At 41.1% G+C, this 17,804-nt stretch carries 14 protein-coding genes; 3 read left to right on the top strand and 11 right to left on the bottom strand.

Annotated features, from left to right (window positions below):
* Positions 1-158: 158 nt before the first annotated feature.
* The 9 genes from S4054249_RS21750 to S4054249_RS21710 form a co-directional block, all read right to left on the bottom strand.
* Positions 159-1,679 carry a M20/M25/M40 family metallo-hydrolase gene (locus S4054249_RS21750; protein ID WP_046358041.1) on the bottom strand — a complete coding sequence of 507 codons (1,521 nt, stop codon included), beginning with the start codon at positions 1,677-1,679 and terminating at the stop codon, positions 159-161.
* Positions 1,680-1,739: 60 nt separating this feature from the next.
* Positions 1,740-3,911 carry a M4 family metallopeptidase gene (locus S4054249_RS21745; RefSeq protein ID WP_046358040.1) on the bottom strand — a complete coding sequence of 724 codons (2,172 nt, stop codon included), beginning with the start codon at positions 3,909-3,911 and terminating at the stop codon, positions 1,740-1,742.
* Positions 3,912-4,280: 369 nt separating this feature from the next.
* Positions 4,281-6,272 (bottom strand): TonB-dependent receptor plug domain-containing protein, encoded by a 1,992-nt coding sequence (locus S4054249_RS21740; RefSeq protein ID WP_046358039.1) that lies wholly within the window; start codon positions 6,270-6,272, stop codon positions 4,281-4,283.
* Positions 6,273-6,406: 134 nt separating this feature from the next.
* On the bottom strand, positions 6,407-6,667 hold the full coding sequence (locus S4054249_RS21735) for a CBU_0592 family membrane protein (protein WP_039610969.1): 261 nt from the start codon (positions 6,665-6,667) through the stop codon (positions 6,407-6,409).
* Positions 6,668-6,820: 153 nt separating this feature from the next.
* Positions 6,821-7,072, bottom strand: a complete 252-nt coding sequence (locus S4054249_RS27055; protein WP_046358038.1) for a hypothetical protein — start codon at positions 7,070-7,072, stop codon at positions 6,821-6,823.
* Positions 7,073-7,492, bottom strand: coding sequence for a DUF1761 domain-containing protein (locus S4054249_RS21725; protein ID WP_235611283.1), 420 nt, complete (start codon positions 7,490-7,492; stop codon positions 7,073-7,075). It lies immediately after the preceding gene.
* A gap of 62 nt (positions 7,493-7,554) precedes the next feature.
* A complete protein-coding gene (locus S4054249_RS21720; RefSeq protein ID WP_046358036.1) occupies positions 7,555-8,076 on the bottom strand; it encodes a response regulator transcription factor in 522 nt (173 codons plus the stop codon).
* Positions 8,073-9,308 (bottom strand): ATP-binding protein, encoded by a 1,236-nt coding sequence (locus S4054249_RS21715; RefSeq protein WP_046358035.1) that lies wholly within the window; start codon positions 9,306-9,308, stop codon positions 8,073-8,075. Before S4054249_RS21715 ends, S4054249_RS21720 begins: the two co-directional genes overlap by 4 nt.
* Before the next feature lie 79 nt (positions 9,309-9,387).
* Positions 9,388-9,786 (bottom strand): DUF4440 domain-containing protein, encoded by a 399-nt coding sequence (locus S4054249_RS21710; RefSeq protein ID WP_046358034.1) that lies wholly within the window; start codon positions 9,784-9,786, stop codon positions 9,388-9,390.
* A 138-nt stretch (positions 9,787-9,924) separates the two neighbouring features.
* Here S4054249_RS21710 and S4054249_RS21705 point away from each other — a divergent pair, with 138 nt between their 5' ends.
* Entirely contained in the window at positions 9,925-10,998 is a 1,074-nt protein-coding gene (locus tag S4054249_RS21705; protein WP_046358033.1) for a ketoacyl-ACP synthase III, read from the top strand.
* Between the two features lie 276 nt (positions 10,999-11,274).
* The gene (locus tag S4054249_RS21700) at positions 11,275-12,750 is read left to right on the top strand and encodes an aminoacyl-histidine dipeptidase (RefSeq protein WP_046358106.1); all 1,476 of its coding nucleotides are present in this window, start codon (positions 11,275-11,277) and stop codon (positions 12,748-12,750) included.
* A 47-nt stretch (positions 12,751-12,797) separates the two neighbouring features.
* Here the strand turns inward: S4054249_RS21700 and S4054249_RS21695 are convergent, their stop codons facing one another.
* Together S4054249_RS21695 and S4054249_RS21690 are read right to left on the bottom strand one after the other, a co-directional pair.
* A complete protein-coding gene (locus S4054249_RS21695) occupies positions 12,798-14,162 on the bottom strand; it encodes a leucyl aminopeptidase family protein (protein WP_046358032.1) in 1,365 nt (454 codons plus the stop codon).
* Positions 14,163-14,330: 168 nt separating this feature from the next.
* Positions 14,331-14,696: a hypothetical protein gene (locus S4054249_RS21690; RefSeq protein WP_046358031.1), complete on the bottom strand. Its 366-nt coding sequence runs from the start codon at positions 14,694-14,696 to the stop codon at positions 14,331-14,333.
* 436 nt (positions 14,697-15,132) lie between these two features.
* Here S4054249_RS21690 and S4054249_RS21685 point away from each other — a divergent pair, with 436 nt between their 5' ends.
* Entirely contained in the window at positions 15,133-17,754 is a 2,622-nt protein-coding gene (locus S4054249_RS21685; protein ID WP_046358030.1) for a TonB-dependent receptor plug domain-containing protein, read from the top strand.
* Positions 17,755-17,804: the final 50 nt, after the last annotated feature.

Below are 17,804 nucleotides of genomic sequence, written 5' to 3'. Positions count from 1 at the left end.
AAAATTGTGCACTTAAAATAAGGAGGCAGTATGAATGAGCCCCTGCATTTCCACAAGTCCACAACCTCTATAAGTTACATAAAATCGACCTTTAAATTACCACAGTGCTAAACAGGTAATTGAAAACGCTGCTGCTTTTTTTACAGCAGCGCCTCACCTCATCTTGCTTTAATCGTCAATGTCACACCAGATGCTTGCGTATAACCTCGCAAATCGAAATACCAATTACCAGATTTTGGGAACGAAATAGTACAAACCTCCTCATTTCCATATTGATAAGGCCGGCATTGAAATTGGGATGTCGAGGACTGAGTTCCGAAATTGACATATAGATCTGCATCGCCCGTTCCACCAGAGATGTTCACAACCAACTCTTGATAACCACTCCCTAAAGGCAGAGAAGTTCGCCACCACTGCCCAGAAGATACATTAAGATCCGTGTAAGTCTTGTCGATTGGCGTCGGTTCGATTGGTGGTGGAGTTACACTGCCCGCCGTTTTTGCTAACTCCGCAATATACGCGCTCGCCAACTTAGCAAAATGAATTGAATGTTCAGCGTCATACTCTGTATCGTTTGCAGTGTGTATTAAGCGATTCGACTCTCTCATCCGTGACTCAAATGGAAATGACGCAGGAAAGCTTTGCTGATACCAAGACGCATGATCAGAGCAACCATAACCGCAGCGATCAAAACCATAACTCACGTTCGGTAAATATTTATCAAGTAGCTGGCTCATAAAGTTATTTTGCGCGCTATTGGTATAATCAGTAATAAATACGATATCGTGCTGGCCACCTTTATGCCCAGACATATCAAATTGTGCCATACCAACTACATTTTTACCCGACGCTTTATAATCTTGGGCAATGGCTTTGGACCCTCTTAGCCCAACTTCCTCTGCTGCAAACCCCATTATTTTCACCGTTCTTTTCGGCTTATAATTGGTATCCACTATGGCCTTGAGTACTTCACTGAGTACAGCAATTCCCGACGCATTATCATCTGCTCCAGGGGCTCTGCCACTGCTTGGGTTACTGCCATTAATTGAATCTAAATGCCCGCCAATAATCACGATTTCATCAGCCATTTCGCTCCCGGGCACAGTCACTATCACGGAAGACTGAGCCCATGTATGTGTATAGTGCTCAACAGCGATATCTGAGCGCGAACTGGCTAAGCTCTGCCAATGATTTTTAACCCAGTTTGATGCATCCACACCAGATTGTTGGGTGTAATAGCGGTTATAAAACCCTGTCATATTACTCACCGTGTTAACTAACCCTGTCGTCGATACATTTCCCATTAAAGCTTGAACGGTTTCAGGGTTATCAATCGAATATGTTAACTCTGGCTGGTGTTTATGAGCATACTCTAACGTGCTCAAATAAGCCTTTGCTTCCGCTTCACTATCATGAGCGACAAAGCCACCACATCTGTGATACTGCTCATGCATAAAGTGACTGAGGTTTTCATGCTCTTCCTCATGCATTAATAAAATGTCAGCTTCTTGGTGATTGTTACTCGTTTGAGTATATGAACGGCCTTTAACAGCGTTTTCTAATTGGTAGTGATGACTTGCTGATGCACCTAACGTAATCCATTTTTTTTCAGAGACTGCATTTGAGAAAGAGGAAAATGTAAGACACGCCAACAAACATATGCATTTGTTTGTACGCATAATATATCCTTTGAAAGATGTCGATAAAGGCGGCATGTCGCCGCCTTTATCAAGTAAGCCCTAGTTTGCTTTGATATTCAGTGTCACGCCACTGGCATTACTATAACCACGTAAATCTATGTGCCACGTTCCTGATTGCGGGTTCGTAAAAGAGCAAGATTCACTATTTCCATTTTTATATGGACGACATTGATATGAAGATGTAGAAGATGCAGAGCCGAAATTGACGTATAGATCCGCGTCACCAGTCCCTCCTGAAATCGATACGGTCAAGTTTGAGTATCCTGCGCTCAACTCTTGTGTATATCTTGCCCACTGCCCTGTAGACACAGACACATTAGTTTCTGTGCGATCTATAGGTGGAGTAGTGTTGCTTCCATCAGAGTAACTTCCCGTCAGTGATACGCCAGATATTTGATTCCAAGCTTCAACCATCACAAAATAGGTACCTGCTTGAATATTCGTTATTGAACAGGATTCATTGCTGGTAGAGGAAGTACTCTTGCAGTCATAGGCCTGCAAAGTTGGTCTACCGCCGAACTTGACATATAAATCTGCGTCTCCTGTCCCACCAGTAGTAGCAAATTTAAGATTACTTGAGCCTGTTGGCACATTTAATACAAAGAATTGCTGTGATTTAGCTGCACCACTAATGCCCGTTCGAGCTACACCGTTTGTCAATTCTTCGTCAGTAGGCGGTGTACCACAACTACTACCTGAGCTGAGTTGAGATGTGACCCCCACTAACGCCAAAGCAGCTTGAACATCATCAGGGTTGTAACCCAGGTCACATGCTGCATCCATTACCCCATTGCCTGCCAGATCCCAATCTGTACTAGCCGTCCAGTACATCTGATTCGCTTTCGCCATCACCACAAACGCTTTTTTAGTGTCCCAGCCAGCCGTTGTTGCTAAATGATAAAAGGCTTTGTTGAACACTCCTGATGAATGGTGCACATCCATGCCGGAAGTAAAGTTTGATTGATGATCAATTGAACGACCATCTTTTGTTGGATCATTCATATACCGAAGTGCACCACTGCCTTTGAATATATCTTGCCCAACCAACCAATCATTGCTCCCTCTCATATAAAACTCCGCAGCTTCGCCAGCCATATCAGAAAACGCTTCGTTCAAGCCTCCTGACTTATTACGGTAGATTAGCCCGGAATTCTGTTCTGTAAAGCCATGACTCACCTCGTGCGCAGACACATCCAAACTGACAAGTGGGTAAAATCTATCTTTACCATCACCAAAAGTCATTGAACGTCCATCCCAAAACGCATTTTCATAATTATTACTATAGTGAACTCGCATTTGTAATTGGAAGCTCAGTGGTGCCGTACCCAACCAGTCACTGTACATATTGAATACCACATTACCAAAGTAATGTGCATCGTTAAGCGGCGAATAGGCACCGTTGATTTCTTTAACCGTATTTTCTGGGCAAGTGAAGCTATGTGCATTAGAGCCGCTGCTTCCATGGTTTAAATGAATGGTCTTTACATTGGCATTGTTCATCGTACAGGTGTTACCTGACTGACTAACATCCAAGTGGCCATAGTCAGTACCATATTGATAACGTCCTGTTTTTTGATTGCCTCCTGGACCTGTGGCGTTTGCATGTTGAATATTGTCGTAACTAAGCAACACTTCTCCGGTGTGCGCATCAACAATTTGATACGGCCTAGATGGCGAGTCACCGTAAGTGACATGTGACAACTCATAAACCAAACGAGCTTGATTATTTTTATCTACCCATATACCGAGTCGCTCTGTTTCATGGAATGTCTGTTGCGTCAACTGCGTTGCTGGTAATGAGCCTGTCGACATAGCTTTAGCCTGCGCGACTGCCAAGCTAGGTTTGACTGACATGACATCTGCATTAATGTCGTATACAGCAGCACCATGAGCGTGCTTCAACAGACCCTGATTATCAAAAGTTAAGCTCACCGTATCTCCAATAACCGGTAAACCTTGATACATTTGCTGATAACGGTGTGTCACTGAACCATTCTTGTGTTTAAAGCTCTTTAGTATTTTTAGTGAGTCATCCGCAGAAAGGCCGATTAATTGATTTGCTGGTGTTGAGAGTAAACTCATAGATCCAGACTGCAGCATAACATTTAAGTTGCTATGTTGATTTAAATACTGCTTTTGTGCGGCGTGTGTCGCACAACTCAACACTGCAAGTGTGGCGAGAGATAATTTAGTTATTTTATGGTGTTTCACTTTATGCTCCTTGATTGTGTGTATAACATTCAAAAATGACTTGAATGTGCACCTTAAATTGGATGCATAGTTGAGACTAGACAAATAAAACAAAAAATAAACCTTTAATTTACATAAATTAAACCTTTGCTTCTTCCTGTTTTTTAATTAATATTTTCATACCCTTAGCTTAATTCAAACAAAATTCACATATTTAATATGACCAAAATGTAAACAAAATACTACAAAGAAAGTATATAATACTCAATAACCCTTTGAGCATTTAATAATGGCTTTTTATGAGTACATATTGCTAGTATAAATTCGGCAGAATTGCTTGGTGATTTACATTGCAGATAAAGCGATTAATAGATAAATGGATGAGATTGGTTAAAATTCGTATGTATAACGTAATCTTAATTGCCTGCCTTTTTGAGGCACCCTACCATCATATCTTCTTGGGTCAAAAGCGTCTGTGGACTTATCAAAAATATTCTGAACTTGTAGTGCAACTCCTTGTTGATCGTCAACTTTCCAACTTACTGTTGCACCAAATAACCAATGGCTTGGCTGGTGATAGGGTGAAAAATTAGGGTCGTCAGGTAACACAGCAGGAATAACCATAATACTATCTCGCCATATACCGTTGAAGGAATATTGCACATCTCCCAAGCTATAGTTAAATACTAAAGATCCGAATTTTTTATAGCTGGGATTAAAGGGTAAGTCTATATATTGAGTGAATGTACTAGATAACCAAGCTGTTTCATTTATATGTAATGTCCCACTGAATTCAAAGCCTTGCATACTAGTTTCAAACACATTATCAAACGTAAAACGAGATAACGCTTCATCTACGGGAATTAAATTAATAAAGTCCTCAAGCTCATTGTCAAATAAAACTAAGTCCAATTGCCAATTACTACTTTTTGCATGCCATACAAGCTCTGTTGTTTTGAGGTATTCTGCTTTTAAATTTGGATTACCGATAGTCACCTCATCATTTGAGTGAAGCTCGTTACTGACTGGTACTCTAAATGCCTCTCCATATTGTAATTTAAAAGTATGTATAGGATTAAATTGGTAGATTAACGCTAATCTTGGAGACAGTTTGCGGTCAATATCAATCACATCATCAAACCGAAGTCCAGTAAACATTGTGACCGACTCAGTCAGTGCATATTTAACTTGTGTATAGACGGCGTAAGAATCAAAACTTGCTTCTAGCGGTTTAAACGGTTCATGGTTGCTAATCACCTGGATGCCTCCAAGGTAATATGGTTCATCTACAAAAATTTGCCCAGTTTCAGGTTTATAGTAGTTGGTATATACATCTGCACGAGACTGCTCTTCCCATGAATATTCAGCGCCAAAAATAATGTTAAGTGATTTACTATATTCATAAACAGTCTCACTGTTTAAAGTAATGTCTCTGGATTGCCATCGAGGTCCAACAAAAAAATCATGCTCTAGCTGAAGCTCTTCAGCACTTGCGATCAAACCTGCACTTTTTATATCGTGCTTTAAAAATTCCAGCCTAGTTGTGTTAGCCCAAGACTCACTCCACGATGAATTGACTTCTAATTGCATTCCAAGATTACGGCTGGTATGTCTATTATCTCGGGATTCACCTGAAAGATTGATAAATTCATCTAATCGAGTTTCTGTGTTGTGAATTGCGAATCGCCAGTTGCGCCAGTTCAGTTCAATCTCAACAAAGCGACCGTCAACCGGATCTCTCACTTGTGCTTCAAAATACTTATCTCCATCATCTCTGTACAAAGATGTATTCGCCTGAAGTGATAACCCACTTTCAAATGTGTGATAAACACTAAGAGCACCTTGATACATACCATTGTCACCAATGGCAGCCATGAACTGATTAGCATTTTTCTTTGTGACGATATTCATCACACCTAAAAATGCGTTACTACCATACAAAGCAGAACCAGGGCCTCTTATAAACTCGACTCTCTCTACAATTTCGACGGGAATGAAGGGAGCATATACCGACGCTTTGCCAAAGGAGGCATCGTTTAGTCTTTGCCCATTAAGCATGACTAATACGTTACCGCTGTCTAAATATATACCTCTCGCATGTTCTTTTGGTACGGCACCAACCCAATCGCCTCTTGTTGATTGCATGCCCGGCACGAAATTCATTAACTCATAAACATTTGCTACACCAAGTAACTGTATGTGCTGGCGATTAAAAACTGTCGTACTCGAAGGAACTGTGGTGGGTGTTTCAGCAGTTTTGGTGGCTAGCGTAATGTTTACGTCGAGCAATTCCTCAAAGCTCAACTCAAACAGCTCTTCTTGAGAAGCAATTACATTAAAGCAGAAAAGAAAGATAAAAATAAGCGGGACTGTTTTTTTCATATTGAGCCTGACTACTGATACCGTAACAAGCTCCATTCAAGTGCATATACTCACTTAATTTTGCTTACACAGTTACCGTTCATACATCTAAATAATACGCATGAAATGTAACTGTGCAAGTTTTTACTTAAGTTTTATGCAGCCTGTAACTTCTTTGCCTTGAAATACTTATACAAGCCAATTAACGAAGCAACGATCCAAAACAGCTCAATCACAAAGCTTGCAAGATTAAAGTTGTAGCATAAACTGATAAGTAGCAGGATTGCACCAGAGAGGTTCATGAGGTTATATTTGAGGCCGTCAGGTGTGACTTTTTCAAGCTGAAGCAAAAAGAATGCCCCAACCACAAGAAAAGTACCAGTCATACCTATTACATCAAATAAAATATCAATCATGTTTTTGTCCATATATTTTGTGGATACTCACCCAAACACGCTGGCCCTTTTCCATGGGTAGGGTGACTTTCAATCGTTGAAACAGCACAAACTATACGATTATCTTTAAAACAGGATTAATAAGACAGGATATTTGTCCTCATTATAAAGGCACTACTTAAAGGTTACTTTGTTACCAACAATTTTAAGTGCTGGAGCTCCTCTAATTAAAGCCTTGCGAGAAAACTCTTGTTCGCATTCAGGGCAGTGAGTCTGGTTACTTGTATAATCGACACTGATCCGTTCAACAAAACACTTTATAAGGTTACCTTTACCCCCTTTGCGATACTTGAAAAGTCTAGCTTTGCATTTTGCGCAAAACACGTCCACAGTCCTAGTAGGGCCCTTTTTATTCGGTTTGGCCAATTAATTCAAACTCCCAACTACAAATCCAATCAGAGTAAATTGTAACGTGTGATAACCCGCATTCACCAGAAATAGTTTTAAGGGTCTTTGCTCAAACAGGTAACTTATCCCAAATGACGTTGCCACAAAAGTAATGCCTATAAACAGACCAAAAGCCATTGCGTCAAGTACTGCCGGCGCTTTTCCAACCAGCATCGCAACGGCAATAGACGCCAAAATGCAAAGTAAAAATGACCCCATGAATATAGCTTTATGATTAGCGTGCTTTAAGTCGAGTTCGGTCAATCCAGCTCCTTCAAGCCAAGCCTGCTGGAACATTAATGGAGAATACCACAGCCCCCCGAGTAAGAAAGAGCTCAATGCAGCTAACATTACCGCCACTATATTTACTTCAAATACATACATTAGCAATTGCCCCATTGTTTAACTATTTTCAATTTAGTTAAAATCTACCAATTGAGCAATGTGAGACCCTAAGATGCCTACTTTGAGACCGGCTTTTTTTGCAATTTACGCTGTAAGGTTCTTCTGTGCATATTGAGCTGCCGAGCAGTTTCCGAAACATTGCCATCATTCGCCTGCAATGTTTGCTGAATATGTTCCCACTCTAAACGCTCTGGTGACATTGTTGACTCAAACGAATCTTCAATACTCACCGCTTCACCCAGCAGTTTTTTTGAAATCAGCTTCGTGTCAGCCGGTTTTGTCAAGTAATCATCTGCGCCTAACTTTATCGCCTCAACAGCTGTTGCAATACTGGCAAACCCTGTCAATAAAACCAATTTGCAATTAGGTAGTATCTCTCGAATTTTGGCAATATGTTGCAAGCCTGATGAGCGCTCTAACTTCATATCTAATAACACATAGTCCGGTACAAAATTACTGCATTGAGAGAAAATGTCGAGCTCGTAATTAACAACCTGACATTCAAAGCCCATTTTTGACATTCTCCTCGCAAGTGTATTTGAAAAGGCGACATCATCTTCAATAATTAGTAATTTCATGATGCACCGACAATTGGTAATACAACTGTTGACAAAACCCCACCCTCTTCTAAATTTTCAAGGTGTAACTCACCATTGACTCTCTCTAACGTTGCATGAGTTAACAACAAGGCCATACCAAAACCGGTATCACTTTCAACGATAGATTTTCCTATATCTTCTAGTTTTTTCTGCGCGATGCCTTTACCCTGATCTTTAATTGTAAAATGCCATTTACCACTTTCTGAAAATGTAGTCAGCTCAATGTGATGTTTATTCGCCCTTTCGTTTGCCTTTGCTGCATTAACAATTAGATTTAGCAATGAAGGCACTAGCATTGGATCTCCATTGATTTCAACTGAGGTTGTCTTTTCAGTAATTGACAGAGACTGCTCTGGATATTGAAGCGTCATTAACTCTTCAAGTTGCTCAATGACAAATTGTGTAGATTGTGATTTTTCTTGACGTTTTAATTTAAGTAGCTCTGTTTGCTCTCTGAAACTATCTAGTTGTATCCGACACTGTGAAAGAGGCCCCCCCATTTCTGACACTGCGGGGTGATCAGGGAAATCTTCACGTAGCTCCTCGAGCAATAAATTTAAGTGAGCAATCGGAGTCGCGAGTTGGTGCGTTACCTGCGCAGCTGCGCTGCCTAGTGCTAACAGTTGTTCTTGTTGCAATTGCTTTTCTCGCGTTTTAGCCAAAAGCGCTTCTCTCTCTCGAATACGCTTTACAAGTATTGCTACAACCCCCACGGTAACAACCACCATGAAAACAAAATTCACAAACATGCCAAGTAGGTGCTCTCCCATGTGCATGCCATGATGATGCATTGGCATAGTCACTGCCAAATATAAATAACCATATGAGAGCAGAGCACTCGCGGATACAAACAAAACATAACCAATCGAAACAGTAACGGCCGCGATAATGCAAGGTAACAGCAATAAAGATACAAAAGCATTGCTTGCGCCACCTAAAAAAGAGAGTAAAACAGACAAAAACACGATGTCAGCCACCAACTGCAAAGTCATGGCCCTTTCAGATATCTCCCTACTCCTGCGATACATTAAGATACTAATGAGTTGAAACAATGATTCTAACGCAATCACTGTAAAAACGGGCTGATGAGGAATGCTTTTGTCGAGCAATAATATTGAAATTAAGACCAAAATAAGCTGAAAAACAATCGCAATAGAGCGCAGTAATAAAAGCTGCCCAAGTGCAGACTGAGGCGAGAAAGCGATAACCATGTGTCGAGCCTGAAAACAAATAGGCGGGTACTTTACCTGATCAACAAACTAACTTAAAGACAGAGTAGTTGAGAAGTGCTTAGTCATATTTGAGAACAAACTCTGGGCTAGGCGTGCCTTGATGAAAAAGTAATTGCCACCCAGCTCCCTTGTTGCGCCACAAGGACATCCTCAGCGAAAACTGTAAATTGGAATATGCGTTACGTCGATAAGCAGCATGATAGGTAAGCTGTGCTATAGAATCACTTAACATCTGCCCTCTAAAGTCCTGATTATAAAACTGCGGCACTTTTTCACTTGGCAAACGAGAAAGTACATGCCGTTTATCAAACAATAACCCATTGGCGGAAATTTCGTAAAAATCATCATCCAATAACAAAGATAGGCGCTCTTTTGACTCCCTGACATGAGGTTCAAGTAAACGCCGCTCTAAAGATATGAGTTCATCAAGTAGCTCTTGAGTGATTTTTTGAGTCATAAACTGCTGAAATTTGACCTGTTTCTTATACAATTTTAGTCAAATGTATCAATTCAACAAGGTATTCTTTGTGTAGAAATCAATAGTTTGTTATAAATATGAGATTAACCGAGTGGTCGGATTTGACAAAGAGAAACTATGATATACGCAAAAATAACAGGTTGGGGGAAAGCTATTCCACCCGCTTCAATAACTAATAACGAAATAAGCACAATTGTAGATACCACTGATGAATGGATAACGACTCGTACGGGGATCCGCGCTCGCCGCGTTAGCCACGTAAGCACTGCTGAGCTCGCGACGATTGCAAGTAAGCAAGCCCTTGCCTGTGCAGGTGTGAATGCTGAAGATATCGATTTGGTATTACTTGCAACCTGCTCTCCTTCAACTTTGGTTGCTAATACAGCTTCCTTAGTACAAAAAAACCTTGGCGCAACAGGCGCAGCCGCCTGCGATACTAATGCAGCGTGCTCAGGGTTTCTTTATGCTCTGCAAAATGCAACTGCACAGATCCAATCTGGCATGATTAAAAAAGCCGTCGTTGTAGCAGCTGAGCGCATGACTTGGTACATAAATTGGGCCAAAAGAGACAGCGCTGTTTTATTTGGCGATGGAGCGGGAGCAGTTGTGCTAGAGGCAAGCTCAGAGCCAAGTGGCCTATTGGGTACCAAAACAGGCTGTGACACCGAAGATAGAAACATTCTGCACATTGGAAATTATGGTACCGACCAGAATAAATATGACGCGGTTGGTCCATCCGAGGTATTTTTTGAAGGCCGTGAAGTTTTTAAGCGAGCTGTAATGGGGATGAGTTTGGCCTGTGATGACGTCATGGAAAAAGCAAAACTCAACCTTAACGATATTGACGCGCTAATCCCTCACCAAGCAAACTTACGTATCATTCAAGCGATACAGAAAAAGTTAGATATCGAAGACGAGAAGGTGATAGTCAATATTGACAAGTATGGCAATACTTCTGCAGCAACCATTGCTATTGCGCTATGTGAGGCAGTCGAACAGGGTATGATCAAGCCCCACGCAAACATTATGTCTGCGGCTTTTGGAGCAGGACTGACTTGGGCTGCCGGTTATATAAAATGGGGTGAGCGCATAACTCCTTTAGGCACGTCAGACTATACTTTCCCACCATGTGAGCAATCAGGGCTCGACCTAGTAAAAGATGCAGTCGCTGCTTGTCAAAATAACGACTAAATAACTGCGAGCAGCAGTATCAGCTGCTGCTCGAAATACTCAATAATAACTGATAATATTAGCCGCTCAGCGCGAGAGAAGTTTTTGCGCCTTTACACACTCAGTTGACTTACATTGACTACATTAAATAAAGCTAAATGAATTATTTTAACGTTGTGCAATCGTCTTACATTTAAAACTACTTTTGATTATTTCAACTGAGAGTAGCGAATATACAGCTGGTATCCGCTACAAAATCAAAATTACTGACAACAAGCTAGTTATTAGGGGAATATGGTGTTTAAACCTCATTCAGAGATTAGCCAACTCGAACCACAAATCGTATGGCAATTTTTCGATCAAATTTGTTCAATTCCACACCCATCTAAGCATGAAGAAGCACTCGCTCAATTTATTGTTAACTGGGCGAACTCAAAAAACTTAGCCACACGTCGCGACAAAACAGGCAATGTATTTATCAAAAAATCTGCGACTGTAGGCATGGAAAATAGAAAGCCCGTCGTTTTGCAAGCTCATATTGATATGGTGCCTCAAAAAAATGATGATACTGCACATAACTTCGAGACAGACCCGATAAGACCATTTGTAGACGGTGACTGGGTAACTGCAGACGGCACAACCTTAGGTGCTGATAACGGTATTGGTATGGCATCTTGTCTAGCGGTGCTTGCCTCTGATGATATTGCACATGGGCCACTGGAAGTCATTTTAACGGTCGACGAAGAAGCGGGGATGACTGGCGCATTTGGTCTCGAAGCAGGCTGGTTAGAAGGCGAGATATTGCTCAATACCGATTCCGAACAAGAAGGCGAAATCTACATGGGTTGCGCGGGCGGCATTGATGCAGGTTTGACGCTTAATATTGAAAGACAAGCTAGAACATCCGAACTAGCTTATTTAGAAATCTCACTCAAAGGCCTCAAAGGTGGCCACTCTGGAGTTGATATTCATACTGGCCGAGCAAATGCAAATAAGCTGCTTGCTCGCACATTAAAACATCATCTCACTGACATAGATTTTCAAATCGTTGAATTCAAAGGCGGCTCTCTAAGAAACGCGATTCCACGAGAAGCATATACGACCATTGCGATTCAAGATGCTGATGTAAATAAAGTCACTGCTTATATTGAACAAGTTCAATCTTTAATGCGCCAAGAGCTATCTGCAATCGAAACCGGCCTCACGTTCAATGTAAGTCAATCAGATTCGACTCTAGCCCCTCTTACATTATCAAGCACTCAGCAACTATTATCATTATTAAATGCGTGCCCTAACGGCGTAGTTCGTATGAGCGACGATATTCAAGGTGTGGTAGAAACCTCTTTAAATCTTGGTGTGATCACAACACAATCAGACAGCATAGAAATTTTATGTCTTATCCGTTCATTAATTGATTCTGGAAGAAAAGATGTTGAAGGTACCCTATCCTCTCTCGCAGAACTTGCTGGTGCACAGGTCGAGTTTTCGGGAGCTTACCCTGGATGGAAACCTGAACCTGAATCAGAACTAATCCACATCTTCAGAGACATGTACGAAGGCATTTATGGTAAAAAGCCTGATATCATGGTAATTCACGCAGGACTTGAGTGTGGCCTATTTAAAGAACCATACCCTGACATGGATATGATTTCTTTTGGCCCTACGATAAAATTTCCGCATTCTCCAGATGAAAAAGTACACATCGAGTCTGTGGGCTTGTATTGGCAACAAATGAAAGCGCTGCTTTCTAATATTCCAGTTAAAACGCTTTAATAGTTAATAAAAAACGGCTCTAATGAGCCGTTTTTTATATATCTTGATTATGCAAAGCGTTTTTGCAAGTATGAGAATGTAGCTCTTAAGCCCAACCCTTCACCACCAACCGGTCTGCCTGGCAAATGGCGAACATTCCAAGCCATTACGTCAAAGTGTAACCAAGGCGTCTTTTCAGGCTCAACAAACTCTTTTAAATATAGTGCCGCTGTAATTGAGCCACCAAAAGGCGTCGAACCACAGTTTGCAATGTCTGCTATCTCACTTTTAAACAGCCCCTTATATTGATCAAACAGAGGCAATTGCCAAACTGGGTCGTTTAATTCTAGGCCTTCATTAATAATGTCATTGGCGATTTGCTGATCTGTACTATAAAAGCCAGGTAACTCTGTACCTAAAGCAATACGACACGCTCCCGTCAGCGTTGCAAAATCAATAAGAAGGTCTGGGTTTTCAGTCTGCGCCTCAGCCAACGCATCACATAAAACCAAGCGCCCTTCGGCATCTGTGTTATCGATCTCCACAGTGATACCTTTGCGAGTGACAATCACATCGCCCGGTCTAAACGCATTTTTTGATACCGCGTTCTCAACCGCAGGCACCAACACGCGTAACCTTACAGGCAGGTTTGCTGCCATAATCATATGCGCAAGACCAAGTACATGAGCGGCACCACCCATATCTTTTTTCATATTACGCATACCAGCAGCAGGTTTAAGGTCTAACCCTCCTGAGTCAAAACACACACCTTTACCAACTAAAGTCAACTTTGGCGCGTTTTCATCACCCCAAGTTAAGTCCAACAAACGCGGTTTATTATCACTTGCACGACCAACCATATGGATAGTTGGGTAGTTATGCTCGAGTAGCTCATCACCAATTAACTGTCTAAATTCAGCACCAAATTGTTCAGTTAATTCTATGAAAGTTTCAGCCAAGTGCTGTGGCATCATGTCAGCAGCAGGCGTATTAACTAAATCGCGAACTAAATAAATACCTGTTGTGATATCAGCGACTTTTTTACAAAGTTGTTCATCAGAAATGGCTAACTTAGCCTGAATAGGTGCCGCTTTTTTATATGCATTATATTTGTATGCACCAAGAATATAACCAGTCGCAGCTCTTTCAACCAAGTCTTCACCACCAACAAACTGATAAAGCCCTTTTGGAAGTTGCTTAGCTAGATCGCCAGCTAACCATTGATCATCAAGTGACTCAACAACACAGACAACATTTGATAACTCACCACTAGTCAAATCCGGTATCAGCAAGACATTCTGACCTTCTTGGCGAGTAGCCAATACAAAGCTCTTTGACGGTTCTGCGTGGTCTGATAGCCAGCTATCAAGGTTTGCTTCTGTGGTTAGATGAATTGGTGTTCCTTCTTGGGAATGAACGAGTAAAGTACTCATACGTGCCTCTTATTCTAAGTTGTATTGCCTCAAGGATAACAATAACTGAGACACAATTCACCGTTATAAGAGTAAGTTTTTTCTATATTAACTTAAGCATAAGTCAATTGAACTCATTCAACAAAATGTGGAAGTAAACGTTAAGGCATCATCAGCTTGTAAATGCAGTTATTTCTTTTTATCTACTTTTTTGGTGGTAAAAGAACTTGGCAAAACTTCAACACCAAACTTGTTGCCCAGCGCGATGATCAGCGGAATGGTTATTGGCGCAAACGGTAAAATAGCAAAGATACCTAAACCTAAGCCTTTAAGTACATCAACAAACTGTTTGTTGGCAACCTTTAGCTCCGTTTTCGTAGCGTTGCCTAAAGTGTACCTTTTATAAATATCAAGCATTTCTTCCGTTTCTTGCTTTTCTTGTGCAAGCGCTCCCTTCAAAGCAATTAGCGTGCGTTTAATCCTTAACCTTTGCCTTTTTCTACTTATGCGTGCCACTCGTATAGGCGCTTTGTGCACGACTTTTATCAATCGCATTGATAACCAATATCTGCTTATTTTCTGACATTCTAGCAAACTTCTATTTAAAAATCGTGTAGATATTTGGTCCAAATCGAAGTGCGATATATAAGCGAGACTCCCCTTTAGTAAATGTCACCATTCGCATATTAAATAACTGTTAATAACAATCCCACATATAACAACAAAACCAATTGGGTTCACGTTATATAAATCATTTACCACCACAGCAAGTACCCATTACATTAACAAAAAGAACAAATAAAAATAAATATAAGCCTTTAAAAATGACTATTCTAAGAATATATACAATTAAATCAAACAAAACATTGAACTTAACAAATTCGCTGCTACATTTATACACGTGTTAATTGATTGATTAAAATCATGTAAAAACACAGCATTTAAAATTGCAATTTAGTATACAAAAAATTTAGAAAACTGGGGAAACAGGATGAAACTACAGAGATGCAAACTAAGAAAAGCAATTCAGTATGCTATTTCTACGACTGCAGCAACTACAGCTCTTCTGGCATTTGCCGCTCAAGCAGATGCTAGAGAAGAAGGCGCCAATAAAGACATAGAAAAAATTGCTGTTGTCGGCTCAAGAGCAGCACCCAGATCAATTGGTGAATCACCAGTTCCGATTGATATCATTGGCGGTGATGAATTAAGTAAAGCTGGTGGTGATGACATGCTCGAACTGCTTAAAGGTTCAGTGCCATCACTCAATGTTCATGCGAACCCAATTAGTGACGCGGCAAGTTTAGTGCGCCCAGCTAATCTTCGAGGACTTCCTGCAGACTCAACTTTAATTTTACTTAACGGTAAACGTCGACATCGCTCATCTGTTATCGCTTTTTTAGGCGGCGGGATTAATGATGGTGCACAGGGTCCAGATATTTCGGTAATCCCAAGCGTTGCACTCAAACAAGTCGAAGTACTTCGTGATGGTGCTGCAGCACAATATGGTTCAGACGCCATTGCCGGCGTAATAAACTTTGTTTTAAAAGATGCCTCTGAGGGCGGAAGCTTTTCCGTAAAACAGGGCGAGTATTATGAAGGTGATGGTGATACAACAACATTTGAAGGTAACATCGGACTGCCTTTCACTGATCAAGGCTTTGCAAACTTAAGCTTTCAATATAAAGAAGCTGATGCAACAAGTCGAAGCGTACAAAGACCAGATGCACAAGCTTATATTGATGCAAACGTAGAAGGTGTGAGAGATCCAGCGCAGATTTGGGGAGCGCCAGAAATCAAAGACGACATCACACTCTTTGGTAACGTAGGACTAGAGCTTAGTAATAGCTCAGAATTTTATATGTTTGGTAACTATTCCGAGCGTGATGTGAAAGGCGGCTTCTATTATCGTAACCCTCAAACACGTCCGCAAGTCTACTCTGGTGATGGCGGTAATACTCTGCTTGTTGCTGATTTAGATGGCGTTGGAACAGGTATTGAGTGCCCAATTGTAAACCTCATAGGTGCGGATGAAAAACGCATACCAAATGTTTCAAACATCGTCGCATACCAGCAAATTGCAGCTGACACAGAACTAGGCAGAAATTGTTTTGCATTTAATGAAATTTTGCCAGGCGGCTTTACTCCTAATTTTGGTGGTAACATCACAGATACATCACTGACTATCGGAACGAAAGGTGAGTTTACTGAAGGCTTTATGGAAGGTGGCTTCTACGATGTGAGCGGCTCTGTAGGACGAAATGAATCTCGTTACTTCATCACCAATACGGTGAATGCTTCACTGGGTGCTGAAACGCCGATGGAGTTTAGCCCAGGTAAATATATTCAGTTAGAGAAAAACTTTAATTTAGATGTATCAAAAGGCTTCGACTTTGACCTGGCTTATGAAGTAAATGTCGCAGCTGGCCTTGAATGGCATGAAGAAACCTTTGAAGTTATTGCCGGAGATGAAGCATCTTTCATTGCAGGTCCTCTTACACAACAAAACTTCGGTATTGGTTCTAATGGTTTCCCAGGCTTCCAGCCTTCTGCCGCTGGCGAATTTTCGCGACGTAACTATGCTGCATATGTTGATATTGAAACGCCATTCACAGATGACTTTTTAATGGGGTGGGCACTTAGATTTGAGGATTATGATTCATTTGGCTCGACGACCAACTTCAAAATTATGGGTCAATATCAACTAACTGATGATTTATCGGTTCGTGGCTCTGTTAGCACAGGCTTCCGTGCACCTACAGTTGGCCAAGCAAATGTTAGTAATGTTCAAACCAACCTAAGTAGCGGTGTTCTAGTTGATTCAGCGCTTCTTCCACCAACAAACCCGGTGTCGGAAATTCTCGGTGGTACAGAGCTACAACCTGAAGAGTCAGAAAGTTACACATTGGGTTTTGTATATCAGACAGGCGACTTGTTCTTAACCATCGACTATTACAACATCCAAGTTGAAGACAGACTTAGCCAATCTGAAAAAATTAACTTAACACCAGCTCAAAAAGAAGCATTGAAAGCTGACGGCGTGCCAAATGTGGACAGCATTGCGCAGGTATCTTTCTTTACCAATGACTTTGATACTACTACGCAAGGTGTGGATGTTGTTGCTAACTACTCCATGGATCTGTTAGGTGGCTTTGCGACCTTCAGCATGGCGTATAACTGGAATGAAACTGAAGTAGATAAGTTTTCTGACATTACAGGTGCTTTCAAGGTTAAACGCCTAGAGAATGACTTACCACAGCATCGTGCTACTTACACTTGGACACAACAATGGGAAGATTTCTCTGGCTTTATTCGCTACAACTACTTTGGTGAATACCAGGGTGTTCACGTTGACTATGATGCCACGGCAATTATGGCAGATCCGAACTTCACGTTCGATGCCGAGTTAACGTATTACGCGACAGAGAACATCAGTTTAACGGTAGGTGCAAATAACATCTTTGACCAAGATGCAGAGAAAGTCATTGACTTTCTTGAAGAGGGCAACAATGAACTTACGCCTTCAAACACATGGGGGGGTATCTACTATGAAACCTCTCCATTTGGTATTAATGGCGGCTTCTACTATGTCAAAGCAACTTATACGTTCTAAACTTTATCTGTAACCCAGAAGCAAAAGAGGAATTAGCGATGGCTATTTCC

Source organism: Pseudoalteromonas luteoviolacea, from assembly GCF_001750165.1.
Lineage (GTDB): Bacteria > Pseudomonadota > Gammaproteobacteria > Enterobacterales > Alteromonadaceae > Pseudoalteromonas > Pseudoalteromonas luteoviolacea_G.
The sequence above is the reverse complement of the archived record's forward strand: the minus strand, read 5'-3'. Positions and strand labels throughout refer to the sequence as shown.